Source organism: Pontibacter toksunensis, from assembly GCF_042686245.1.
GTDB lineage: Bacteria > Bacteroidota > Bacteroidia > Cytophagales > Hymenobacteraceae > Pontibacter > Pontibacter toksunensis.
In genome coordinates this window covers 1-26,516 of the sequence record NZ_JBHUOX010000021.1, presented here as the reverse complement: position 1 = coordinate 26,516, position 26,516 = coordinate 1, and the positions used below count along the sequence as shown (strand labels likewise).

19 protein-coding genes are annotated in these 26,516 nt (G+C 50.6%); 10 read left to right on the top strand and 9 right to left on the bottom strand.

Going from position 1 to position 26,516, the window contains the following annotated elements; genetic code table 11:
• Positions 1-189: 189 nt before the first annotated feature.
• From ACFS7Z_RS21240 to ACFS7Z_RS21220, 5 genes are all read left to right on the top strand, one after another.
• Positions 190-567, top strand: a complete 378-nt coding sequence (locus ACFS7Z_RS21240) for a hypothetical protein (RefSeq protein ID WP_377489183.1) — start codon at positions 190-192, stop codon at positions 565-567.
• Between the two features lie 298 nt (positions 568-865).
• Complete coding sequence (locus tag ACFS7Z_RS21235; protein ID WP_377489180.1) at positions 866-1,099, top strand: hypothetical protein; 234 nt, start codon at positions 866-868, stop codon at positions 1,097-1,099.
• Between the two features lie 113 nt (positions 1,100-1,212).
• Complete coding sequence (locus ACFS7Z_RS21230) at positions 1,213-1,629, top strand: hypothetical protein (RefSeq protein WP_377489177.1); 417 nt, start codon at positions 1,213-1,215, stop codon at positions 1,627-1,629.
• A gap of 118 nt (positions 1,630-1,747) precedes the next feature.
• Positions 1,748-2,146, top strand: a complete 399-nt coding sequence (locus ACFS7Z_RS21225; protein WP_377489174.1) for a response regulator — start codon at positions 1,748-1,750, stop codon at positions 2,144-2,146.
• Between the two features lie 281 nt (positions 2,147-2,427).
• A complete protein-coding gene (locus tag ACFS7Z_RS21220) occupies positions 2,428-2,841 on the top strand; it encodes a response regulator (RefSeq protein WP_377489171.1) in 414 nt (137 codons plus the stop codon).
• A gap of 525 nt (positions 2,842-3,366) precedes the next feature.
• Here the strand turns inward: ACFS7Z_RS21220 and ACFS7Z_RS21215 are convergent.
• Complete coding sequence (locus ACFS7Z_RS21215; protein ID WP_377489168.1) at positions 3,367-3,558, bottom strand: hypothetical protein; 192 nt, start codon at positions 3,556-3,558, stop codon at positions 3,367-3,369.
• Positions 3,559-4,482: 924 nt separating this feature from the next.
• Here ACFS7Z_RS21215 and ACFS7Z_RS21210 point away from each other — a divergent pair.
• From ACFS7Z_RS21210 to ACFS7Z_RS21190, 5 genes are all read left to right on the top strand, one after another.
• Positions 4,483-8,193, top strand: coding sequence for an Ig-like domain-containing protein (locus ACFS7Z_RS21210; RefSeq protein ID WP_377489165.1), 3,711 nt, complete (start codon positions 4,483-4,485; stop codon positions 8,191-8,193).
• Between the two features lie 3 nt (positions 8,194-8,196).
• Positions 8,197-9,156, top strand: a complete 960-nt coding sequence (locus tag ACFS7Z_RS21205) for a PorP/SprF family type IX secretion system membrane protein (protein ID WP_377489163.1) — start codon at positions 8,197-8,199, stop codon at positions 9,154-9,156.
• A gap of 527 nt (positions 9,157-9,683) precedes the next feature.
• Positions 9,684-13,835 (top strand): ice-binding family protein, encoded by a 4,152-nt coding sequence (locus ACFS7Z_RS21200; RefSeq protein ID WP_377489160.1) that lies wholly within the window; start codon positions 9,684-9,686, stop codon positions 13,833-13,835.
• A gap of 7 nt (positions 13,836-13,842) precedes the next feature.
• Entirely contained in the window at positions 13,843-14,811 is a 969-nt protein-coding gene (locus tag ACFS7Z_RS21195; protein ID WP_377489157.1) for a PorP/SprF family type IX secretion system membrane protein, read from the top strand.
• Between the two features lie 19 nt (positions 14,812-14,830).
• Entirely contained in the window at positions 14,831-16,831 is a 2,001-nt protein-coding gene (locus ACFS7Z_RS21190; RefSeq protein ID WP_377489154.1) for an OmpA family protein, read from the top strand.
• A gap of 127 nt (positions 16,832-16,958) precedes the next feature.
• Here ACFS7Z_RS21190 and ACFS7Z_RS21185 read toward each other — a convergent pair whose 3' ends face one another.
• The 8 genes from ACFS7Z_RS21185 to ACFS7Z_RS21150 all read right to left on the bottom strand — a co-directional run bounded on the left by ACFS7Z_RS21185 (position 16,959) and on the right by ACFS7Z_RS21150 (position 26,391).
• A complete protein-coding gene (locus tag ACFS7Z_RS21185; RefSeq protein ID WP_377489151.1) occupies positions 16,959-18,743 on the bottom strand; it encodes a hypothetical protein in 1,785 nt (594 codons plus the stop codon).
• Positions 18,744-18,755: 12 nt separating this feature from the next.
• Positions 18,756-19,259: a DUF1905 domain-containing protein gene (locus tag ACFS7Z_RS21180; protein WP_377489148.1), complete on the bottom strand. Its 504-nt coding sequence runs from the start codon at positions 19,257-19,259 to the stop codon at positions 18,756-18,758.
• A gap of 122 nt (positions 19,260-19,381) precedes the next feature.
• Positions 19,382-21,565, bottom strand: a complete 2,184-nt coding sequence (locus ACFS7Z_RS21175; protein WP_377489145.1) for a DUF4175 family protein — start codon at positions 21,563-21,565, stop codon at positions 19,382-19,384.
• A gap of 2 nt (positions 21,566-21,567) precedes the next feature.
• Positions 21,568-23,073: a BatA domain-containing protein gene (locus ACFS7Z_RS21170; protein ID WP_377489142.1), complete on the bottom strand. Its 1,506-nt coding sequence runs from the start codon at positions 23,071-23,073 to the stop codon at positions 21,568-21,570.
• Between the two features lie 34 nt (positions 23,074-23,107).
• Positions 23,108-23,842, bottom strand: a complete 735-nt coding sequence (locus tag ACFS7Z_RS21165; RefSeq protein ID WP_377489139.1) for a class I SAM-dependent methyltransferase — start codon at positions 23,840-23,842, stop codon at positions 23,108-23,110.
• Positions 23,843-23,927: 85 nt separating this feature from the next.
• Positions 23,928-24,821, bottom strand: a complete 894-nt coding sequence (locus tag ACFS7Z_RS21160; protein ID WP_377489136.1) for a DUF58 domain-containing protein — start codon at positions 24,819-24,821, stop codon at positions 23,928-23,930.
• Positions 24,814-25,368 carry a hypothetical protein gene (locus ACFS7Z_RS21155; RefSeq protein ID WP_377489133.1) on the bottom strand — a complete coding sequence of 185 codons (555 nt, stop codon included), beginning with the start codon at positions 25,366-25,368 and terminating at the stop codon, positions 24,814-24,816. Before ACFS7Z_RS21155 ends, ACFS7Z_RS21160 begins: the two co-directional genes overlap by 8 nt.
• A gap of 27 nt (positions 25,369-25,395) precedes the next feature.
• A complete protein-coding gene (locus ACFS7Z_RS21150) occupies positions 25,396-26,391 on the bottom strand; it encodes an AAA family ATPase (protein WP_377489129.1) in 996 nt (331 codons plus the stop codon).
• Between the last annotated feature and the right edge of the window lie 125 nt (positions 26,392-26,516).

The following is a 26,516-nucleotide window of genomic DNA, read 5'->3' as shown; positions in this document are numbered from 1 at the left end:
AGCACCATAGGCACGGTGGGCGCTGCACATGATGAACCTTACCACATACTTTGTCCTGTCAAACTGCTTGTATCTCCAGGGCCATCACCTGTTTTTATAGAGAAAAACATCAGCAGCTGAAGAAAATAATTTTTTCATTATATATAAATATTAATATATATAAGCTCCTTATTTTACCAGAGCTTAAATATGAAAAGAACTCATCTATTTACTGTATTCATTCTTGTTATACTTCTACTTACGGGCTTAATTGGCTGTGAGAAGGAAGGTATAGGCGGGAAAGGTGAAATAAAAGGCTCAGCAATTTATGGAGATAGTTCTTTAAAGCAAGCAATGTTTTATATCAAGTATGGCGCTGACTCATCCCCCGGAACTGATATTTCCAGGTATGATGCAAGCAGTGCTACAGACCAGGAGGGAAATTTTCACTTTAAGGATTTGAACAAAGGGCACTACTATATTTATGCAGTCGGAATGGGCGATAATGAGCCTATAGTCGGAGGCATGCATGTTGAACTAGAAAAAAATGAGCACAGAGAAAACGTGCAAATAAATGTGGCCCCTTAACCCTGACGTCTTTTTAAGCTTCAGAACAGCAGGCGAACGTATTCATCAGCCTTTTTCACTGCCCGTCCGCAGGTTTGGTGAACATCAGGCTGGAAGAGAATTTTGCTAATAAGCTTAAGTTTTACTAATTTCGATAGCACATATACCTAATATAACAGAACAGACAAGCTTCTTCCAGCAAGAGAGGCATAGATAACAGCCAGAGCGCTACTTAGAACCTTCTCCGGCATAGGAAAGTATCCTGTTAGGCAGGAGCAAAAAGACAAACACGACAACAAACTTAATATCAAACAACAACGTGGCACAGATAGACCCACAGGGCATTAGGTACTCGACAGAGTGCTTCGCCATAGTAAAGGATGGTGGCTATGGTTTTATAGCCGGCAGGCTTTTAAACTGGAGGCTGCATGACCTCAACTACCCGCTCGTGCAGCGGACAGTCAGCAACGATTCTGAAGGCATAGAAGTCGCCTTTGAGACACGGGAGGAACTCGAAGCCTATATGGTGGAGAGAATGGGTTTGGCCGAGTAATTTCCGGCGCCTCCTTCTCTATTGAACTAAAGGCCCGGGCGGGGCTGTTGCATCTTGCAACTCCCGAATACCGGGAACATTCAGCACTGCTTCGCCCTTATCTTTTTAAAAAAATGCTTATCTACAGCGGCATCATAACGCTTGACTATAACCCTGCAACGGATGTGTTGGCTACCAGCATGCCGGACATACGTGAATTCTCTTTATCGCAAGTGGCCTACTGCCTGGATCTTATTGTTGAAAGCATTAAAGGCTATGATATAAAATACCTTTTGCTGGACTCCAGTAAGTCTGTGGTGGAGGTAGAGGACGAGGCTTACAAAGCCACTACCCTAAAGTTCTCCCAAGCCCTTATGAGCACAAGACTGAAGAAAATAGCCCGGGTTGGGACAGAAGACACAAAACGGGAGGAGAAATCCGCGAAAGTCGCAAAGGAGTTGAAGCAGGAGCTAAACCTGCCCATTGATTTCAGGAATTACGCAGACAGAGTAGAGGCAATGGACTGGCTGCTGGAGACAATCCGGGCTTGATGAAGGTCAAAATGTCTTATAATTTTTGCCTTTTCTTGCGCAGGCATTGCACTGAGCCGTATCCTTTCTACATTTGCGCCTTCATCTATCTTACAAGTCAGGTATTTCACACCATGTTATGGCAAAACTAGGCTCCATTCTTTTTGTGGACGATGATGAGGTAAGTAACTTCCTCGGTGCGACTGTTATGCGCAGGATGAATATTGCCCGGCAGGTGCTTGTGTCAACAGACGCGGATGAAGCACTGGAACTGGTGGCAAGAGAGACATTTCACATCATCCTCCTTGATATCAACATGCCTGCCATGAATGGCTTTGAGTTTCTGGACGCCCTCAAACAGCTAAAGGAAAGCAATGCCATCGCTATCCCTGCCGTTGTTATGCTTACCTCCTCCACAAACCGCCTGGACAGGGAAAAGGCGAAGCAGTACTCAATGGTGAAAGGCTACCTGACAAAACCACTTAAAGAAGAAGATGTAGATTACCTTATTGGCTTAATCACAGAAGGAGCAGTATAAAGCCTTCAGGTCTCACGTTTTTCCTCAGGCAATTCACACAAAAATTCCTGAATTCACTCCTATTTGTTGCTGAAGTACGCACTCAGGGCGCAGGGCTACTAAGTATACACAGGTACTATTAAAGCTTTTTTATTACTTCCCTTCACCAGAATTTCCTGCCTCTACACACAATAATCCTTAACATTTTTTGTTTTATGACTAAATATATATTAACTATAACAAAATAGCAGCAAATACAGTATAAGGCTTAGGTTGAGATTCAACTTTAATAAAACAAGACCATGCAAGAGTTAGGGAAAGTGTTGCTCGTAGACGATGACCAGACAAACAACTTCTTAAGTGCACGAACACTTCGACAAGCCAATGCGGCCGTGCAACTTTTTGAGGCTGGCAATGGCCATGAGGCACTGGAGTTGGTGGCAAACGAGGCACTGGACTTTATTCTGCTCGATGTGAACATGCCGGTGATGGACGGCTTCTCGTTTTTGGAGGCGCTACAACAGCTCCAAGACACCACTGAGTTTAACACGCCCACCGTTGTGCTGCTGACCACGTCAGAAAGCTTCCTGGACAGCGACAAGGTACTGCACTGCCCCATCGTAAAGGGTTTCCTGACAAAGCCTTTGTCCCATGACCATATCAGCTATCTGATGAACCTGGCCACAGACAGAAAGCAATCTTGTTCAGCTGCCTGATTCTTTTCCCTGACGATGCATCAGGTGGCAAAGCAGACACACCTTTTAAATTTTGATAATAAGCTTATAAAAAGGCACCAGAGACGGCAGTACCACTGTGATCAGGCTAAAGTAAAAGTTCCTGCGTAACTCCCACAGCACACCGTGCTTAGCAATAGCAGATAAGAAAACAGCCAAAGGACTTTCCCCTGACACGGCTACAACAACCCTGGCTTCCCCACTCGGCAAAAGCCAACAAAATGACTAGCAGCACCTGCTTTAAGTATAAGCAGGTGCTGCTGTTCGCTGTCCTTTCCACTTCTTTAACCTGTCTGATCTAAAGGCTGTACTTCCCGTCATGGGTGCATGCAGGTTTAAATAACCAGAACACTCAGGCTACTTTAAGTTAAAGGGAAAAATGTATTCTATACCAGGAAAGCGGGCTACATGACACATCCCAAATGCAACAACCTGTTGCATTTGGGATGCTACTTTTTAAGTGTCGTTACTTTTCCTATAGGTGCAATAGCGTATACTTTGGCCAAATTATATACGGAAAGGTTTGATGCTCAGTTCATTTTTACCGGACCAGGTGAGTTGCCTCCTGCCGCTTTCAAAATCCACTATCAACTTCATTAAAACCTTTAACTCATTCGCTGGTTCCGATCCGGACGGGGCGTCTTTTAACTGTTCTATGCGTGAGGCAACAGCACGGTACTGTACTTCTGTTGTAATCATTGTGTATTATTGAGATGTAACGCAACCATTATTTACGTGTTAAGTTTACATTTACTCATGCTATTCACCTTGTCCTCAAGTACACTCACTAACTATTTTGAACACTTATCCAATCTACATATTGAGCCACCATAATGAATGAACTTACTTCTCTGGCATTGAAAGCCTGACAGAGCAGGCCTGAAATATCAATTGTAACCCCTGTTATACCAGCAGCATGAATCACCTGCTCTATATGCCGCACCTCTGGCGTCAAAGCATCCTAACTTAGCCAGTTAGCCTCTCTTCTTACCTAGCTGCCAAAATACCCACAGCGGTCGCACCAGAGGTTGCATATGGAGCTATAGTACCGCAGGTAGCCGTTGTATAAACAAAAAACTATACAGAACAAAAATGGCCTTTAACTGTAATTGTTTTACTTTAGAAGATACCCTGTAAGTTGCGGCCTATGTTAGAACACTGCCTATTAAAAGGAGCTTGATAAGGAACTAGTGTTAATGCCCTCTTCTAGTGTTAATGCCCTCTTATTGCCTTTATTTCAAACAGTGCAAAAGCAATTTGCCTCAGCTTAAAGCAAACTTATACCTGAAGGCGCTGCTGCAATTTTAGAAGATAAGAAGATTCTTTTTTACACAGAATTCCAATGCAATTTACAAGCATCTAGCACGTTAGATATTTGTTAATAAAATAACAAGTTGCTATGTAACCTTTTTCAGCTTTTAGCAATAGAGGTATTGGGTGGATTCGCCCCTAACTGTCGGTTTTCTTTCTGTAGGCCGGGCTCCCAGTCCCTTTACCTTGGCTCTTACCCACTTGGTTCATGATTGGAGTTAAGCTACTTACTAATGAACTTATTAATATATTGCTACCACAACGTTACTGTAAAACAAACTAGGCCTATAGTTCACCCTTAACTCCGATCTAATGTACTTTCTTATACAAAAGCACTTTTACATCTGTTGGCTGCTGCTGTGCTTTCTGTTTGTGGGGCAATCTTACGCTCAAACCAATATTGCCTGTACCGTATCTATTGTATCGGCACAGTCTCCTAATATTTGCCAGGGAGAAACGATTGAACTAACGGCCAGACCTGGAAATAACTTCACTCCTTCAGGCTATCAATGGTACCTCAACGGGCAAGCCATCACCGGAGCCACAGCTCAGACATATGAAACAAATGTTGGCGGTACTTATACAGTAGAAGCCACTGGGGCAAGCTGCCAGACCACTGTTACGTCCGGACAGTTCGAGGTTACTGTTGACCCGAAGCCCTCACGACCTACCTTTAGTATTAATCCGGGGGGTAGTATCTGCTCCGGCACTGAACTCACCTTTGGCGTCACAAACGCAACCGAAGATGTTATTTATGTCTGGACTTTTGGGGAAGGTGATACAGAATCTGTACGGGGATCCGGTACTGTAACACGAACTTTTGAGTCTTTTGGAGTAGGCACGGAAGCATTTGGCGTGCAGGTATACGGGGTGAACCCACAGGGATGCTCCTCTGATACTCTCTCGCAATCCATCACTGTAAAACAGGAGCCGGAGATTTCCTTTACAGAGGCCAATGAATTTCAGGTGTGTTTACCTGATTCCGTTGAGCCTGCAGATACAGCTATTTACGCTACCTTAACAAACACCACAGCAGAGCCATACTTAGGCAACATTGCCCGCTACTATGTAGATTGGGGCGATGGAGCAGGCGAAACAGAGTATTTACCAAACCAGTTTCCGCTCAAGAAACCAACCCCATTCGATACCATTGGGACATACCCTATCAGCGTTCGCGCTGTGAGCAGCAACGGCTGCGAGGCAGTGTTTACCCAAGATTTCAACTATAACAAAGAGCCAAAAGCTGACTTCACACTCGATAATAAGGAGCGGGTAGAGGAAACACAGGTCCCACCCTGCGTGCCTGTTCGTGTAACTCCGACTGATAGTTCTTCGGGCGGCAATTTGTCTTATAAATGGGCGGTGCAGCCAGATCAGGGCTATACGTTGGAATCCGGCACGTTAACTTCTCCTGACCCTGTTTTCATCTTCGATGTGTCTGGTGTTTATCAGATAGAACTGGTGGTGGAGAACGGTTGCGGCACCGACACCACCTCACAAAGCATTGTAGTGGGCTGGCCACAGGTGCAGGTTCCATCCAGCGTTACCTCCTGCGGACCTACCACCATAGACTACAGTAGCAGCGGCCCTGGCGGAGGCGGTGGCGGAGCAGGTGGCTTGTTTGTAGACAAGAACCTGGGAGAGAATGTGACAGTTACCATTAAGATTACAGGCCCTACCAGCACCACACAGACATTTAATTCGGAAACTTTTAACTTCCAATACGACTTTACCACGCCCGGCACCTATACCGTCTCGGTGGAAGCGGTAAATGAGTGCGGTTCCTCAAATCAGATTTACCAGGGGCAGCCTGCGCCAACGCAGGAAGTGGTTATCCTGCAGCAACCTGCCACACCGACGATACAGGCACCGGGCACAGCCTGTATCGGCGAAACAGTTACCCTGACGCCATCGGGTGGGGGCCCCTTATTTGTTTGGTTTGACTCCGACCTTCCGGCAGCCACTCCACTCGCAGTGGGCCCGTCTTTCACAACACCTTCACTTACTGCCGACATCACTTATTATGTGGCTGCAGTAGACACGGCAAACGGAATACAGTGTGTTGGCCCAAGAGCACCAGTCGCCATTAACGTAGAGCCAAGGGTAACGAACAACACAATTGCCGTTGATGATGAGGAAATCCAGAGCCTTTGTAAGGGAGAAGTTCCGGCTCAACTCACCGGCAGCACGCCATCAGGCGGCGACACCAGCGTACCGTACAGCTATACCTGGGAACTTAGCACCACAGGCCCTTCGGCTGGCTTTACAGCGGCTCCTGGTGTTAACAACAACATTAACTATACGCCAACAGCGCCCGTCAGCAGCAATACCTGGTTCAGGCGGCTGGTATTCTCCGGCAGTTGCTCCGCAGACACAAGCAATGTGGTCGCCGTTATTGCCGTTGACCCAGTGCCAGCCAGTGCCAACACCATAAGCCCGGCACAAGAAATCTGCGAAGGTGACACACCAGCACCGCTGACAGGTTCCCGTCCTACAGGCGGAGGAGGTGCCCCTTACATATATATGTGGGAAATCAGCACCGTAGGCCCTGCCGAAGGATTTGTGAGTGCGCCTGGCACTAACAACGGTGAGAACTACACCATTCCGGCAGGTGCATTAACACAGAAACAAACCTGGATCAGGCGTGCGGTAACTTCAGGTGGCTGCACGTCCTATTCGGAGCCAATAACTATCACCGTTTTCCCAGCCATTACAAACAACACCATCAGCGAGAATCAGGAAGTATGCACCGGCACTGCGCCACAGGTACTGAATGGCTCTGCCCCGACCGGTGGTAACGGCAGGTATACCTACCTGTGGGAAAGCAGCACGACAAGCCCAACCAATGGGTTTACTCCTGCAGCAGGCACCAATACTGGCCAGAGCTACACACCGGGCAACATTTCCGCAACCACCTATTACAGAAGGGTAGTCAGGGCGGGAGACTGTACGCCTAGTACAAGCGATGTAGTTACCATAAAGGTTAACGAAGGCATCCTGAACAACACCATTACGGCTACGCAGCCTACGGTGTGTGCAGAGCAGTCAACGGTTGAGTTCCGCGGCAGCACGCCAACAGGCGGTATAGGTACTTATACCTACCTGTGGGAGAGCAGCACCAGCGGTCCGGATGCCGGGTTCAATCCAGCCGCTGGTACGAACAACGGCATAAACTATACCTCACCTACACTTAGCCAGAATACCTGGTTCAGGCGGGTGGTAAGTTCAGAGGGATGCTCCAGGGCATCAGAGCCAATTGAAATTACAGTTACGCCGCTTCCTGCAAACCCGGTGCTTACAGTAACGAACGCCACTGCCTGCCCTAATGGTTCTGCCACTTTAGAAGTAGCCAACGCAAATGGCAATACCATTGAGTGGTACCTTGCTCCTGCCGGAGGCTCTCCTGTGTTTGTGGGGCCGGTTTTCGCTACGCCAAACCTGCAGCAGAACACCACCTACTATGTGCAGGCCCTCAATGCCGATAATTGCACCAGCGCTGCCCGCACAGAAGTAACAGTAACCATTGTGCCACCTGTGGCCGATGCCGGGCCTGATGTAACCATTATACAAGGCAGAACGGCAGAGCTGCGCGGTAGCGGAGGAGTAACTTACAGATGGGAACCGTCTGAAAGCCTGAACAACCCGGACATAGCCCGTCCGGTTGCCTCTCCAATGGAGACTACCACCTATACCCTTACCATTACAACTGCGGAAGGCTGCACCGCCACCGACGAAGTGACTGTGACCGTGATACCGGCCATCACCGTACCAAATGCCTTCACGCCGAACAACGACAACGTGAACGAAGTCTGGGAGATTGAAAACCACGAAGAGTACCCGGACATGCGGGTGGAGGTGTTCAACCGATGGGGCAACCTAGTGTTCAGCACCACCGGTGGCTATAACGAGCCATGGAACGGAACCTTTAAAGGAGAAGCGCTGCCAGTGGCGACTTACTACTACATGATTTACCTCAACAGCGCCGAAAAACCTATTTCCGGGCATGTGACCATTATCCGCTAGCTAATGAAGAAGCCGATTTTATTGATACTCGTTTTTATAGCGCTGGCCACACAGGGTTTTGGACAGCAGCGCCCACAGTACAGCCAATACATGCTCAACAACTTCCTGCTGAACCCTGCTATTACAGGCATTGAGGATTATGCAGATGTAAGGGTCAGCAACAGGCGGCAGTGGGTTGGCCTGGATGGCGCTCCGGTTACCTATTACGTTACAGCGCACACACCGCTCAACAAAGGAGCCGCCGGCAACAAGTACCACCGGGCTCTGGCACACCATGGCATAGGAGCATCGTTTCATACAGATGAAACAGGGCCGCTCCGCAGAACAGGCGTAAGCTTTTCCTATGCCTACCACTTGCCCATTACCACCTCTATCAATGTATCAGCGGGTGCAGCGGCAGGTGTGATACGAAACTCCATTAATACCTCTGAGCTGCAGTTCACGAACCCAAACGATCCCTTGATTGGCGGAGGCAACATTAACAACAATGTATTTGACTTGAACCTCGGCCTTTGGATATACTCCCGAAACTTTTCTGTAGGCGTATCAGGGGCACAACTGCTGGAAAATACCGGTTCATTTCAACCAGAAGGCAGTAGCAATCCTGCGCTTGACCTGCAACGGCATTACTTCCTAACAGGGAGCTACCGTTTCGAGCCCCTGGAGCGCATTGATGTCATTCCGTCGGTAATGCTAAAAATGGCTGCCCCAAGCCCCCTTTCTGTTGACGCCAGTTTGCGCGTGCTGTATGACGAGCGGTTTTGGGTGGGAGCATCTTATCGCCATAATGATGCCTTGGTAGGCATGGTAGGTGTTTACGTTAGCCCCTTGCTGGATGTCTCCTATTCTTATGACTACACCACTACCAGCCTGAGCAGGGTAAGCGCAGGCACGCATGAAGTGGTCATAGGATTTAAACTGTTGAATAACCGCCGCATCATCTGCCCGCAATGGGTGTGGTAGTCATAGGACAGGCCTAAAAAGTTTTTATAAGACTTAGCCGCAGGGCACCTCTAACCGGAGGTGCCCTGCGGCTTTTTTGTGAATTGTTTTATCCTTGCTGAGTCCCTTTTTAACAGGTTAAGGTAAGCTCTCCTTCTTATACACAAGCGTAATCTCCCTTAAGTACCATTGTCCCATCGTAATTTATTCTTTTTTTTCACACAAGATTTAGGAATATCAAGCAAGTATATTTATTTATCACTATTATTGCATAGTATTTACTCACCTAGAAAAGTAAAATTCTGGAGTACAACTTGTTTTGTACTCTTGTTTTTAGATATTTAGCAGTATCAAAAGGCAAAATAGTCAACAAAGGACATAAACAGCTTTTTTATGTAAATATTTAATAAACCAGTTGTAACTAATTGCACCTGACTATCATTCCCCATTAACACAAGCAGTTGATATTATACAAAATACAAAAGCGCAACATTAACAGACATTTGTAAAAAGGAATTATTTAGAAAAAACGTTTACCACAAGACTTAATGAGAAGCTTTTTAGAAAAAGTCATATTCCTGCTGATTGGCTTTTGTATATTCTCTTTTGCTGCTTTTGCTCAGACTGCCCCTACGCTGGGTACCGTCTACGAGTTCAGTGCGCTTGCATCACAAAAAGTTGTGAATGAGGGTGCCACTGTTGTGAGCGCAAGCGTCGGCACTTCTGATGGCCCGATAGTGGGTTTCCCACCGGGAGAAATCAGACGCGAGCGGCATGAGCAGGATGCCTACGCAAAACTGGCCATAACGGAGGCTATTGTAACACAGACTTTATTGACCACCTTGGTTCCAACTGTGGTGCTGACCGACGGAAACCTTGGAGGCAAGACCCTGACACCTGGCGTGTACCGCTTTGACGGGAATGCCGAAATCGATGGAAAGCTTACTTTTAACGGACAAGGCCAGGAAAACCCTGTGTTCATTATTCAGGTTTCTGGAAGGTTCCGGGTTAGAAAGGCAGAGTATGAAATGCTGAATGGTGCAGGTAGCATCAACATCTTCTGGGTTGTAGGGGACGAGGTAATTGTTAGCAGGGGCACTTCTGCTATCGGAAACATCTTCTCCGGAAGTAACATCACGTTGAATGACGGCGCACAACTACAGGGCCGCCTGATCTCTCCACAGGGTGAGATCAGGTTAACAAACAATGTTTTAAGCTTTCCTGCGGATTTAGGGATAAGCCTGAGCAAGACGCCAGGTACCAAAGGAGTAAACACGTATGATTTCGGGGAAATAATTACCTACACCATCCGGATCAGGAACAATGGCCCAGTGAATGAGAACGGAGTCACTGTGTCTGGCATCCAGTTTACAGGCGAACTCCTGAGTTACACATCTTCCAGGACTAACGCCACTTTCAACAACGGAGTCTGGACAGTAGGAATCCTGAACTACAAAGAAGAAGCCACGCTTACTATCACCGCTAGGCTCAATGTAGCAGGCTCTGGCTATTTGAGGGCTGATGTATCTGGCTACGGAATTGATGAAATACGGAGTAACAACAATGCTAACCTCAGTTTCTGTGTGCTTCTGTCAGAGACAGGGGAGGTAACTGGGCCAAGCGAGGTGTGCGCGAACGAAAGCTACATCTACAGCATTGCTATGGTAGAGGGTGCTACACGCTACAACTGGAGTGTTCCGCTGGGGTGGAGCTATACTTTGCTCAGCCCTACCAGCATTCGGGTAAAAGCAGGTTCAAGCACAGGCTTCATCAAAGTAACAGCCAGTAATACCTGCGGGGAAGGCCCGGCCAGGTCTTTTGAAATAACACCTCTCAGTGGTTCGCCTTCAAAGCCGGGGCCCATCAGTGGCCCTGCAAACTTATGCCGTAACGGAGAAACACTCACTTACAGTGTTGCCCCTACAGCAAACGCTACCGACTATAACTGGACAGTACCCGCTGGCTGGACTATCTTAACAGGGCAGGGCACGGCAACAATTACAGCTACCGCCACCGGTAACGGAGGTCAGGTACGTGTGCAGCCATCCAACCCTTGTGGTGCCGGAGAAGCGCAGACACTGGATGTACTCGTTTACAGCACCGCGCCTCCGGCGCCAGCTTCCATACGTGGTACTGTACAAGGCTGCGTGGGCAAGACAGCTACTTTTGAAGTAGCCGCTGTGGCTGGGGCAGGTCCTGACGGATACAGATGGACGGTGCCAGCAGGCTGGGCTATTTTAACAGGCCAAGGCACGAACAGCATCAACGTACAGGTAGGGAGCAGCGCAGGAAACGTATCAATTCAGGTGGAAAATGCCTGCGGAACCAGCCCTGCTGTCACCTTACCTGTAGCACCCGTTACAGCAGTTCCTGCGGCACTTGGCGCTGTTTCAGGGACTCTGCATACCTGCGCCCTCGAAAAAGGACTTATCTATTCCGTTGAACCGGTTGCCAACTCCTTAAACTATGACTGGCAGCTACCAGCCGGCTGGGTGATTACGGCAGGGCAGGGTACTCACCAGATTACGGTGAACCCCGGCAGCAATGGCGGTGAGGTTTCAGTAATCGCCATGAACGATTGCGGAAGCAGCGCCAGAAGCACTATTACGGTACAGTCCACACAGGCTGCACCCTCTACTCCCAGTCCTATCACCGGAGAACAGTACAGCTGTGTTAACAATGCAAATGGCACCTACAGCATTGCAGCTGTAAACGGCGCCACCTCATATGTGTGGACAGTGCCTTCCGGCTGGAGCATCATATCAGGCCAGGGCACCACCAGCATTCAGGTTAAAGTAGGCACAGGCAGCGGCAGCATCAGAGTAAAAGCAGTAAGCGCCTGTGGCACAAGCTCCGAAAGGAGCTTAACTGTAACGCCGGTAACTACTGCTCCTGCAAACCTTCAGCTGTCTGAAGGAAGCAACAGCATTTGCGTGGGTGCTACCGTTACCTACCAGGTACTGAACCCTACTGGCATCGGCACCTTTGTGTGGGCAGTTCCAACAGGCTGGACTATTGTCTCCGGCCAGGGCACAGCTCAGGTAGCGGTAAAAGCAGGAAACACGGGCGGTGTCATCAGCCTCACTGCCGGCAACGGTTGCGGCGAATATAAATTGGAGAAAAATGTAACTGTCGCCACCCTGCCCCCAGCGGTGCCAGGGGTTATCAGCGGCATTCTGGCCCCATGCGGAAACAGCACCCAAACGTACAGCATAGCAGCTGTTAGCGGAGCGGCCTCTTATACCTGGTCCGTTCCGGCTGGGTGGGCCATCCTGAGCGGGCAGGGTTCTACTGCCCTCGAGGTGAAAGCAGGCACAACAGCGGGCAAGGTCACGGTTACAGCAGTAAACGGGTGTGGCGACAGCAATCAAAGTGCCATACTGGCAGTAGCTCCTGTAACAAGCGTACCAGCAGCCATCGCAGCCATCAACGCACCACAAACTTCCTTCTGCCAGGGCGCAACGAACCTCACCTACAGCATAACAGCGCTGCCAAACGCTGCTTCTTATACCTGGGAAGTGCCGGCAGGCTGGACGATTGTATCCGGTCAGGGCACTATTAGCATTATAGTAACAGCAGGCACAAAGGCAGGACAAATAAAAGTAACAGCTGCTAACGCCTGCGGCACCGGAAGCACAAAAAGCATAGCGGTAGCCCCACAGACAACGCCGCCTACTCCTCAGCTCACTGCTGGCCCACAGAACCCCTGCGTAGGCATTCCGACTACATACAGCGTAGGGACTACAGCTGGTGCAGATTCTTTTGTATGGGAGGTTCCTGCAGGCTGGACCATATTGTCAGGACAAGGTACTGCCTCTATTGAAGTACAGGCAACTATTGCTACAGGCAAGGTGAAGGTAACAGCAATAAACAGCTGCGGCAATAGCAGTACAGCAGAGATGAATGTTATACCGGCAGCGGGAGCGCCTGCTGCGCCAGGAGCTGTAGAGGGACCTAAAACTGCTTGTATAGGCCGTTCGGTTATTTACAAAGTGGCGTCTGTCAGTAATGCTGCCACTTATGTATGGACGGTGCCAGCTGGCTGGGAGATCACTGCCGGTCAGGGAACAGGAGAGATTACGGTAACAGCAGGTAATAGTGCAGGTACAGTAGAAGTGGCAGCAACCAGTGGCTGCAGCAACAGCCAGACGGCTTCGCTGCAGGTTAGCGCAATAGCTGTAGCTACGCCAAAATCAATCAAAGACCGCAGCACTGCCTGCGACGGACTGGTTTATGAGGTAGAGACGGAGGCGGTTGCCGGTGCCATTACCTATACCTGGGAAGTGCCGGCAGGCTGGACGATTGTATCCGGTCAGGGCACTCCTAAGATTACTGTTACCCCAGGCGAAAGCACCGGCTCTATTTCTGTATCGGCCAATAACGGCAGCTGTAGCAGCGAGCCGATCAGCATTATACCTGAGAAGTCGCTGGCAAAACCTGACATATCGTTCCCGAACGTATTCTCGCCGAACAACGACGGCAACAATGACCTATGGGTAATCCAGAACCTGCAGAATTATTCTCAGCATGAGCTGATTATCCTGAACCGCTGGGGCAACGAAGTGTATAAGTCCAAATCATACAAGAACAACTGGGATGGTGATAACCTGAGTGAGGGCACCTACTTCTATGTAGTGCGCCTGAAGATGTGCAATGGCAGTGATAAGACTTTCAAAGGATTTGTGACGATAGTAAGATAGTATGGAGATGGCAAAGCACGTAAAAATACTCAAAGCACTACTGGTCCTGTTTGCCATAGCGGCTGCTCCGGCTGCCTTTGCGCAGCAGGCACCGCAGTACAGTCAGTACATCTTCAACGAACTGGTAATAAACCCGGCCTATGCGGGCAGCAAGCAAATCCTGAACATTAACACAACCTACCGAAACCAGTGGACAGGCTTTGAAGGCGCCCCAACTACCCAAAACCTGAGTATAGACGGACCTACCGGCAAAAAGAGCGTGGGCTGGGGCCTGCACCTGCTGAATGATGAGATAGGGGTGCAGCGCCAGACAGCGGTGTATGGCAACGCCTCCACCCGCATTGATCTGGACCATTACTCTACGCTGTCTTTGGGTGTGGCAGTAGGTGCCTCGCAGTACGTTCTGGATGGTACAAGGCTGAATTCGGGGAGTGAGATACCTGACACGGCAATACCCATGAACCGTGTTTCACAGCTACTGCCCGACCTGAAGGTAGGCCTGTTCTTTAACACCGAGCGCTACTATGCCGGGTTGTCGGCCGCCAGCCTGGTTCCTTTCAAGGATAGCAACACTGAAATTGCCACCCCGCGTCGCCACTATTTTCTATCGACTGGTTACCTGTTTGATTTGGACCGCAACATACGCCTGAAGCCAAGCATCCTGTTAAAAGAGGATTTCCGGAGCCCGACCAGCGTAGACCTGAACTCCTTCCTGTTGCTGTACAACCGCCTTTGGCTGGGAGCCTCTTACCGTACTGCGTTGCCCATGTTCACAAAGCAGGAGATGAAGCAACTGGGCAAGCGAAACGCCATCGCCGTAATTGCACAGGTATACGCTACTCCAAAATTCAGGGTGGGCTACTCTTACGATATCAGCCTGACAGCCTTAAAAAATTATGGCAGCCATGAAGTCTCGCTCGGCTACACTTTCCTGAAAAAGAAATACGGCCGTATCCTGACACCCCGAAATCTTTAACATTTTCAGATTACCCCTTATGAGAACAAAATTTACCCTGCTGCTATTGCTGTGGCTATCGGTTGGAATTCCTGCGGCTATCACGGCACAGGACATGAAGCAGGCAGACAAATACTTCCACAACTATGAGTTTAGCCTTGCCCTCGACGCTTACAAAGCCATCCTGGACAAAGGGGAACCTAACCTGACAGTGGTGCAGCGGATTGCGGATAGCTACCGCATCCTGAATAACAGCAAGGAAGCAGAATTCTGGTATGCGCAGGCCATTGCTTTCCCGGAATCCGACCCTTCGAACATATTTCTTTACGCTGAGTCCGCCAAACGCAACGCGAACTACTCCAAGGCAAAGAAGCTGTTCCTGGACTATGGCCACAAAGTGCCCGGGCAGGCTGCCTTAGCCTTGAAAATGGCCGCCTCCTGCGATACGGCTTTGCTGTGGATGCAAAAGCCTTTATCCTTCAATGTGCAGAAGCACGCGGAGGTAAACAGCAACGCAGCAGACTTCAGCCCGGTAAAAACAAGTGATGGCCTGCTGTTCGCATCAGACAGGCTGCTTGTGGATAATAAGAAGCAGACGGAGCGCAACAACTGGACGGGCCACGGCTACATACAGTTGTACCTGGCGAAAGCCACCTCCGACAGCACCTATGCCGCACCGGTGCCGCTGCCCCCTTCTGTAAACACGGCCTACCACAACGGCCCTGCTGCGTACCTAGAGAAAGAGAAAGTGCTGTACTTTACCCGTACCCACGTAGTAAAACGCAGCGCCGGCCACACCAACCCTGATCCTACCAGCTGGTTTAAGGGCACTGACAACCGCACTCACACCAACCGCCACGGCATATACACGGCAGAGCGAAAGGGGGAGAAATGGGAAAACGTGAAGCCTTTCAAGTATAACAACACCAACGATTTCTCTATCGGGCACCCGGCTGTAACACCTGACGGGCAGGTGCTGTACTTTGTGTCAGATATGCCGGGAGGCCTTGGAGAGACTGATATTTATTACTGCGAGCGCCAGAGTGACGGCTCCTGGGGGAAGCCTGTAAACGCTGGCAGCACCATCAACACCATTGGCCGCGAGAGCTTTGTTTCTTTGGGAGAAGACGGCAGCCTGTATTTTTCTTCGGATGGCCACCTTGGCATGGGCGGTCTGGATATGTTTAAAGCTGTTGGGTCCCATAAAGCCTGGTCTAAGGCAGTAAACCTGAAGTATCCGCTCAACACCGCACATGATGACTTTGGCATACTACCAGACAGCACCGGCAGCAAGGGGATGCTTGCTTCAGGCCGCCTGGGGCAAAACGGCTCCGACGATATTTTCACGTTTGAGTCCTTCAAAGTACCCTGCACCCTGATAGGCAAAACGATTGAGCGCTTTGCTATTGCAGGCACCTCCAAAAAAGCGGAGGAGCCTGTAGACCACGTGCTGCTACAACTGACAGAAGAAGGCAGCGCCACGCCACTGGAAGTTTACTCCGATGACAAAGGTGGCTTTGTGTTCCCGGTGAAGGCGGGCACGAACTATACCATCAAAGGAACAAAACCAGGGTACCTGACGCAGACGCTGGCCATTACCCCGGACTGCCGCTACAACACCGACTCTGTGAAGGTGGAGATGATCTTTAATCGCAGCGCACCCGATAAGCCTATTGTGCTAGATAATATATTTTACGACCTGGACAAGCACAACATCCGGCCGGATGCAGCCAAAGAGCTGGATAAGCTGGTGCAGACATTGAATGACAACCCAACCATCCGCATTGAATTAAGCTCCCACACCGACAGCCGACAGAGCCACCGCTACAACGAAATGCTCTCACAGCTCAGGGCACAGGCCGCCGTAGATTATATCATCTCCAAAGGCATTAACAGAGACAGGCTAAAGGCAAAAGGCTACGGTGAAACAAAACTTATCAACCGCTGCAAAGACGGTGTATCCTGCTTTGAAGCGGAGCACCAGGAGAACCGCCGTACAGAGTTTAAGATTCTGAAGCAATCTACCATTTCAGCATTGTAACAGAGGGGGCTGCAGGAAATACACCTGCAGCCCCCTCTGATTTATAAGCTCGCAGTGTGCGCAGCTCCTGCGAGTATTTTAACCTACCACCTAGACGCTCGCAGGAGCTGCGCACGCTGCGAAATCTTTAAAACTTCTCCTCCAGCCACAGAAACCCGCTGCTCAGCACGAACAGTAGGAAGAACCAAATCAGCGGCACCTGTTCTTCTCTATAGGCAATGGCGGCGTCAGCAACAGGCACAGCATTTTGCTGCGCGACAAAAGCCTTCGTTTCCTGCTGCCTCACCTGCAGATCTGCAAAGGCCCAATCAGTGGAATCCTGAACATAGAAAAGATAAGGCAGGTCATCTGGCGTCTGCACCTGGTGCCAGCCACTGCGGCGGGGCCAGAAGCTACCGCTGAACTGCGTGAGCTGTAGTGGGTTCTGCGCCAGCGGTAAGCTCACACTAGCGGAATCGGCTACATGAGTCACAGTAGCGGAAGGTACATCAGCGGCAGTATAGTCAGTGAAGGTAAGTGTGAGCAGCTGGTCTGGTTTGGGCACCTGTGGAGCGACAACTTGCCAAAACCTTTCCTGCACCTCCTGCTTCGCCACTGCCGATAATAAATTCGCCCAATAGCTGGCGTAAACGTCCTTTTTCCCCTCCAACTGCCACGAAAAGGTTTGCGACACCAGGCTCATTGCTACTTTACCCCATCCGGCGCGTTTTGCCCCCGCTAGCAACTGGTTGTCCTGCTCTGCTACCAGGCCCGCTACAGCCGTTGTGTTCACCAAAGTATAAGGCGCAGCGGTAGCGGTGGCTGTCACATTATCTGCCCACGAGGCGCGGGTACTGCGGGTATCCTGCTGCGAAAGCCGCCGGGTCTGGAAAGAGGTGAAGAAACTCGTGCTGCGGGCATTGGCCGGCGCGTTGGTAACAGTGAGTATACCCAAGCCTTCCTCAGTTACAGCACGTTGCAAGAAAGCACGCTCTCCGGCGCTTAAACCCTGCAACGCCAGCGGTTCTGTGATAACTACATCAAATTGCTGCAGGAGCTTTGGTGTGAGGCGGTCCAGGCTCATGCGGGGCATATTCAACCATTCGCTCTGGCTTATGTCTTTGCTGATGGATGTGCGTAGCGCTACCCGGTGCTGCAGCTCTGCCAGGTGGTTCTTCAGGAACCGGAACTCGAACAGCGGCGACGACGCCAGCAGCAGCACCCCCAGTTCCTGCACCGGCTGCACCTGCACCGGCACCCGGCCTAAGGTATCGGTCCCGTTCCCTGACTTTTTCACCACCGTATAAACAAAATGCCCAGCCTGCTTTGGTGTATAGCGCAGCAGGAAACCTGCTGTCGTATCCGTTACTATCTGCATAGAGTCCTGTGCCTGGCCAGCCGCTTGCAGGTATAACCAAGTGGCTTCTTCGCCTTCCTTTTTATACTGACCCGCTATCTCTACTGCCTCCCCTAACTTTATACTTTCAGGCCAATGCATGGCAGTTGGACCTGCCGGTATAGCTGACAGATGCGGCTGCACCTGCACACCTTTCAACGCCTGTAGTTCCTCTTTCTTCAATCCATGTCCCAGCAAGTGCACCTGTGTCAGGCTAGGATGCTCCCTTCTCAGGAGATACAGGCTTTCCAAAGGCTTTGCATTGGCTGCCGTGGTTCTGTAGGAATAGACACTGGGTCCAGCCGCTGCATTTTGAAGCAGGTTTTGTAACGTATCAGCATTATATCCTTCTGTCAAAAGAATGGCAGTGCCGGGGCTGATAGCCTGTTGTGTAGTCGGCGGAAAAACCAGCAACACCAGGCTTATGCCAGCCACTACGCTGGCCAACAGCCGTTCTGCCAGCCGCTGCCGGTTTGGCCGCTTCCAGGCCAGCCACAGCACAACAGGTATCGCAAGAAGCCAGGTTAATTGCATCATAGTTTATGTTGATTAGCGCGGCGGAAGGCCCAGCATGGCGCGGAAATTCTCCTTCCCCTCCGGTAGCTTTTTCAGGTTTTCAATTAAGGTAATGGCGCGGTCAACGCGTAGTTGCGGGTTCTTAACGGCAGACACGTGGTTTAGCATGTAGCGCTGCATACCCGGCTTCAGCAGCAGAAAACGCCTGTTGCCTTCATCATCCTGCAGCAGCAATTCCTCCATTTCGGCGGGCACTTCGGTGCCATATTGGCTATCATCTTTCTCCAAGGTTACCGCTACAGAACTGCCTAACCTGGCTCCCAATTCCTGCATGCGTTTTTTACTGATGCTGATATACGCTTTGCCCTCACCCAAAGCCATTAAACCACACTGAAACCTCAGCCTGCCATTCACGGTGCAGTGCAGACGCGCCTTGAGTTTACCGCCAAGTTCCTGTACTACCTCCTGCGGCACTTCCAGGTAGTGCATGCCGTGCAAGTGTGTGAGTAAGCCAATGTGGGTTTGAAAGTGAATCATACTTTAAGTTAGTAACAAAACCTGTCATCTCGACCACAGGGAAAGATTTGTGGCTGGCCAATAAGTAGCAGTTCTCTTCCTGCGGTCGAGATGACAAAAAATTGTTTGTCCCTAAAAGTTTACTACTGCTGCAGCTGCTTTCTATACTCCTGCGCCAGTTTGCTTCGCTGGACACGCTGCGCTTGCGGTGTTCTTTCCGCTGGTGGCAGCAGGGCCACCCACGCCCGCTCGACAGTAGTAAGGCAGGTCTGGCATAACTTCTTACCACCTTTCATTTCCGTAATCACCTGCCGCAGGTCCTGCAGTGCGTGCAAATAATTGCCAGACCTGTTCAATGCTTGCTGCGCCAGTTCCCGCCCCGCCTGCTCCAGCACCTGTGCATCCTGCGGCTTATACTTGCCTTGCCGCTTGTAGCGCTCCAGCCAATCTAAGGCTGAACGGGTATATGGCAGCGTTGTCTCTGCTTTGATGGTTTGCCTTTCGGAGAGCGGCGTAATCTTATTTAACTCCCCCGAGAGGCGCAGTTCCGGCTCCTTTAGTGGTGGGGCCTCAAAGCCTGTTTTGGCCACGTACGCCCGCTGCGACTGCTGCACTTCCTTCAACATGCGCAAAGCTTTATACTCATAAGGCAGCGCTTCTTTAGGCTTGTGCGTGCGAAGGCGCAGCTCTGCTTCCCACATCTGCGCCAGTGCCCCTTTTAGCTTGGCCTTCACGGCGGGTTCAAAAATGGTAGCCTCACCTTCCTGGTCGTGCTTGTGCAGGTAAGGGTCGAGCAATGCCTGCGGGTCGTTCTGATTCTGAAACTCCGGATGGTCGTGCCCATCGTCAGCTGAGTGTTCTTCGTGGCCTTCTGCACCTTCCGGTATACCGCCTCCCGGCCCGATACCTGACTCAGACTCTTCTCCTAAGAACTTGCCGTAGCGCAGGCGCAGCAGCTTCTGGTCCACTCCGATGTTATTGGAACGCTCCTCGAAAGTAGCGCGGGGGATACTCTTCTGTTCCGCCAGCAGCTTCTCAGTATCGATAATAATCTGGCGCTGGCTTCGGAAATACTCCGGCACCGGGTTCACGCCCATCGACATATCAAAGTTCGCCTCTACAATAGCAGTATCTTCTATCTGCACAAAATACGTTTCAGAGCGGGTGTAGCCGCGGTGATTGTCCCAAGCCTGCACGTAAAAGTACAGCTCGTCGCCGTACGTCATCCCCAGTTGCTGCAGGTCCAGCGTCTTGTTCACTGTGTAGCTTTGGCGGGTACTATTCAGGCCAAGGCTGATTTTCTCCTCCCTGAACTTCACCGCTTCGCCAGTTCCTTTGGCTACAGTTGCTATCATATTAGCTTCCCGGATGCCGTAGTCATCCGTGAGCTGTGCCTGCAGGTTTACCTGCTGCGGCTCACCAAAGAGGATTTCGGTATACTGCTTCGGCCTCTTTATTTGAATAGCCGGGGCTTCGTCCGGAATAATTTCTATCGTATAGAAAGCGGACTTCTGCCCGTTGAGGTTGAGGTGGTACACAGCGGGTGTGGTAAAGTGGCGCGACAAAGTATAGGCATCATCTCCCTCACTGAAGCTTGTTCCTTTATCTTCATTCAGGACCAGCTGCAAAGCTTTGGCTCGATTGTTTGTGCGGATGCGCCAGCTGACCATGGCTCCTTCTTCCACGCGAATATTTGGGCTTTCTGCTTGGTAAGCGTTTTTGCCGGTATAGGCCGGGGGCGTGATAGTGATGTCTATATCTTCTACCACAGTGACGGTGTCTGCTGCCGTAGTGGCAGGTGCATTTGGGAAAACAACCTGTATTTCATTCGGGGTATTGACCGCTGTAAGTGGCGCCGCCGGTAAGTATAAGATTCCCGCTGAAAGTACTAAGGCCAAACCCAGTGCCACATAGGTAGCGGTGCTACGCAGACTGAAGGCTTTCTCTTTCTCCGGATGAAGTTCCTGGAGCGTGGCGGCTACTCTTTGCTGCTGCAGCCGTTCCAGCAGATTCAGGTCATTTAAATTGCGAAGGAGCAGTTCTGTGCTGTCTTCCATTTGCGGGTACTGGCGGTTGAGGTGGCGCGCCACCTGTTGTAAATCTACTTTACGGATGCTGCTCCAGCGCATCAAAAAGTATAAAATTGCTGCCAGTATAATGGCAATAGCCGTGGCCGCAAGTACGGGTACTTCAAACTGCCACTTATAAAGCATCGTCACGCCCACCGCTATGGCTGCCAACGCCTGCAAGGCATACAGCAGCCCCTTCGCCTGCACATACTGCCTGCGAATACGATGGAGAATCTGAATGCTGCTGTCTATAGCCATACCTATACTGTTGCGCGCCTCCCGGCTAAACTTCTTTCTATCAAAAATAATACGAACGCCGCTAACACCACCCACGGCAGCAAGGCAATACGCTGTGCCTCCGGTACCTCCGGCACAAAGACTGCTACCTTTTGTGCTGGCTTCAGCTGCTGCTCGTCCAGTGCCCGCACATCATATTTGCCTCCTTCCTGCTGCGGAAAGAGCACGGGCAGGAGCAGTTCCGGTAACTGTGTGCTCTGCCCCAAGCCACTCCAGTCGGGGCTAAACCCGCTCTGGAACCTATAAATGAAACCCTTGCCGCTTTGCTGCACCGTTAGGAGCGCCTCGCCATTATCTGTTGTCCAGATAGCTGCTTGCGCATCTTCTGCTACTGCGTTACTGAGTTGGTGCACCCCTACCGCCTCTCCGGTTGTTGCCAAACTGGCTTTGATGGTCTTTGGCTCAGAAGCAGATTGCACCCACAGCTTTAGCCCCTGTTCGGCTACCTGCTGCCGTAGTTGTACCGGCACCTCTTCGCTCTGTAACCAGAATACCCAGTCTGCAGCGGTGTCCTGCGCGGTGGTAATGTAGATGGGAAGCTTCGTATAGCTGCTGATGGCATTAATGGCGGCCTGCAGGTAACGCACCTCAGGCTGCTGCGCTTCATCGGCCAGTATAACGATATGCAGCGGGTCCGTCTGCACCTTTGCTTTGCTGATGCTTTTATCTGGAAACACAACTTGTAGTGTATCAGCCTTCCTTTGTAGTTGTAGCTGTTGATTATTTACAGTAATGCTTTGTGCAGTGGCAGGAACATGGAAGCGGCTGTAGGTAATGCCTTCGCGTGTGCCACTCCCAATAAACAGCAACAGGCTATCAGAGGACGTCTGAACGGCCGTCTGTAGCCTGTTAGCGGTAGCTTCAGAGGCAACCGGAATCCACCGGATATTTTCGGGTATAGCATCAGGGCGTGTGCCAGAAAAGTATCGCTGCTGGTCTGAGGTGAAGAGCCATATGCTGTCCCCCGGCTGTTGGTGCTGCTCTTCCAAAGCGGGTAGCAAGGCCCAGTAGTTTGCTCCGTCTGAAATAACTGAGTCTACAGAACTACTGTTAAGTTGTTGCCATTCTTCCTGAGAAACTGCGGCAAAGCCTGGTGTGTAGGTATATAACTGGTAGCCGCGCTGCAGCAACGAATCTATGGCTGGCTGAAGCTGCGTTCGGGTGGCGGATGTGTACAACAGCTCCTGCCCCACGTATACTGCTTTCCGATTTTCCGGGGTTTGCGGTGGCCGCACCAGTACCGGCTGCGCCAAAGCCACGGCCAGCAGGAGCAGAATGAGGCAGCGCAGCAACAGCAGCCACACCTTGTTCAGTTTGATGCTGCTCCAGCGGTTACTGGCCGATGCTTCCAGCCAGCGCAGGCTGCCCATCTTCACCGTCTTCCCCTGCCGCTTGTTCCACAGGTGAATGGCGATGGGAATAAGAATGGTGGATGCTGCAAAAAGCCAGTATGGAGAGAGGAAGGTCAATTTTGAATAACTGAATTCTGAATAATTGAATAAATTAAACTTTGCCGACCCGTGAGGCGATGTCGAATGCTACCGGCACTCGTTCCTGCTCACCCCAAGCTGCCCTGAGCTTTGGTTCTATAAGATTTACCGGGTTCTGTTGGTGCTCCTTTTCAAAGTGTTTCGCTGCCGACCAGGTATTGAGATAGCCCAGCATATCTTCTATTGTCCAGGTATAGTGAATAGCAAATTGTGGTATGTCCAGCTCCCGGAACGGAAATGGAATGGTCCCATACGCTGCATCGATATAGCGGCGTTCCGGGTCCCAGTACTTGCCTAATAAGTTATTGTAGAGCTGCTCAATCACCTCGTTTAGTGCCGGAGTGCTTTTGATAAGGCCATAGCCAATGAGCGCAACAATGCCTTTCGGCCGCAACACGCGCTGCACTTCACTATAGAATGGCTCAAAATCAAACCAATGAACTGCTTGCGCCACCACAACTAAATCTACAGAGTTGTCAGTTAGTGACGACTGTTCTGCCTGCTCCACTTTATAAGTGATGTTCGGCTGCTGCACCGCATTTTGAAGCTGCTTCTCACTAATGTCCGTTGCCACTACCTCCGCAAAATACTCCGACAGCATCACAGCCACCTGTCCATTGCCGGTGGCGCAGTCCCATGCCAGGTCGTGCGCCGGCGCTAAGTCTGCAAGTTGCTTGATTAGCTCCTGCGGATAGGTGGGCCGGTATGTGGCGTAGTCGGATGCGTGACCGGAGAAATTATCTTTCATTTTTACTGGACACAAGCTTAAGTTAGAAAGCTAAAGAGTTAGAAGGTTAGATAGTCACTGCTCAAAAGCATGCTGTTATTCCAAATCAAGCATAAACCAACCGCTTCTGCAGAAAAGTGCGCAGCGCTTTGTCCAGGGGCTCATCTGTTACAAACTGGTCGTAGGCGATTTGCCGGTTGCGCATGTCACGTTCTGTTTGCAGCAACCATTCCTGCAGCCGGGCAAGGTACGCTTTACGCTGTTCAGCGGTACTTACCTGCAGGGTTTGCCCTGTCTCCAGGTCCTCAAAAGTGAGGGTGCCGCTATAACTGAAGTCCAGCTCATTACGCGACATCAGGTGAAACAGCAGCAATTCGTGACGCTGGGCCCCCAACTTATAAAGCAACGCTGTAATCTCATTTTCATGCTCGTACAGGTCTGTCAGGAATACAGTAAGCTCTTTCTGCCGCCTGTCGGAGAGCAGTTTATCAGCTGCCTGCGCCTTCGGAAACTTGCCCTGCGGCTTAATTTCGCTGAGCTGGTGCCAGAAGCGCTGCAGGTGCATGTTATCGGAACGGGGCGTGAGATTAATCAGCTGTTCTTCATGCAGCACATACAAGCCTACGGCATCGCCCTGCGTGGTGGCCAGGTAAGCCAGCGAAGCGACCAGGAAGCGGGCATAGTCCATCTTGTGCAGGCCGTTTGCATCTTCGTGTGCCATGGAGGCACTGCCGTCCACTACAAAGCGAACAGTAATGTTAGTGTCTACCTCGGCCTCCCGAATGTAATAGCGGTCGGAGCGGGCGAACATCTTCCAGTCGAGCTGCCGTAAATCATCGCCAGGCTGATAGCTGCGATACTGGCTGAACTCCAGCCCAGCCCCGCGCCGCAGGCTTTGGTTCTGCCCGGCCAGAAAGCCCTCTACCACTGTCCGGGCCAGCAGAGGCAAATCTTTTATGGTAGCCAGTACCCCGGGGTCTATGAATCTTTCCTTAGACAAGGGTATGTCGCAGTTTCAATCCTTTAATCTTTTCTTCTATGAGCGCATCGTGCAGCATAATGTTTACGCCTCCTACCAGTTCCTGCCTTGCCTGCAACATATACTTTCTGCTTTGCGAGTAAAAGACCATGGCACAATCATGCAGCCTCCCTTTTTCTCCTGATTTTTGGCAGTTCTGATAAATCTCTATCATCAGAATGGGGTCGGAAAAGACCTTTAAACTGGATAACTTACCGAACTGAAGAGAGCCCTCCTGCCACAAAGGCGCGTTGCTCACATTGATTTCGAACTCATAGTAGGTGCTTGCCTCTTTCGAACAGGTTCTATAATCAGCGCTGATATTGATGTAGGTTCTGAGCTTGCCCGGTGCCTGGTTGATAGTAGAAAGCGCAAGTGCAAAGCCATTCGACCAAAACACATGACTCTCCTCTACAGGCTCCACCTGCAGCTTATCTGAGTAGAAAAAGTAAATCCTTTCTCCCAGCACGTTCCTCAGAATCCTTAGCTGTTCATCGGGTATTTTAACGGTATCTACTTCTCCCTGCATATACTCTTATCTCGAAATGTTCTAATGCTATACTAAAACAGCTTTTGGCAGTTTAATATTTTCCAGCAACTCCTCTACCACTTTTTCTGAGGTAATTTTTTCTGCCTCGGCTGTAAAGTTTACCAGTACGCGGTGTCGGAGCACAGGGTATGCCATTGTTTGTATATCGGCAGCTGTCACAGCGAAGCGGTTGTGCAGCAGCGCACGTGCCTTGGCTGTTAGGATAAGTGCCTGCCCGGCTCTCGGCCCGGCTCCCCAGCGGCAGTAGGTCTTCACAAAATCCACTGTGGTTGAGTCGGGGCGGGTGGCCCGCACGATGTGGTTTACGTACTGCAGCAACTCTTCGCTGATACTCACTTCGCGCACTAACTGCCGTAGCTGCAGCACCTCCTCTCCGGATATAGTGGACTGTACCTGCGCCTGCCGGGTACCTGTGGTGCTGGATAAAATGTTCAACTCCTCCTGCTCCGTTGGGTACTTTATTTTAATGTATAGCAGGAAGCGGTCTAGCTGCGCTTCGGGCAGCGGGTAAGTACCTGCCTGCTCTATTGGGTTCTGGGTAGCCAGCAGAAAGAAAGGGCGCGGCAATTCGTATGTTTTGCCGGCATAGGTTACTTCATACTCCTGCATCGCCTCCAAGAGCGCAGCCTGGGTTTTAGGTGGCGTCCGGTTTATTTCATCGGCCAGCACGATGTTTGAGAAAACCGGTCCTTCGTTAAATTTAAAAAAGCGCTTGCCGGTCGTATGGTCCTCCTCCAGCACCTCAGTACCCAATATATCAGTTGGCATGAGGTCCGGCGTAAACTGTATACGGCGGAAGCCAAGGTCCATGGCATTGGCTAAGGTGCGAACGAGCAGCGTTTTAGCAAGGCCGGGCACACCTTCCAGCAGGCAGTGACCGCCAGCCAGTAAAGTGATGAGCACTTCATCCAGCACCTCTTCCTGCCCTACTATTATTTTCTGTATCTCCTGCTTTAGTTTAGGCAGTTTGCCAAGCAGGTATTTTATGTCTTGTTCGGTCATTTGGTACTGTGTTTAAAGTAAGGCTGGCTTTATTGCCAATCTTTCAAGATTATAGTTATACAGGAAGTAACGTATAGCCAATCGGTGATTTTCCCATGATCTGGAGAAGGATAATGTCTTTCTCA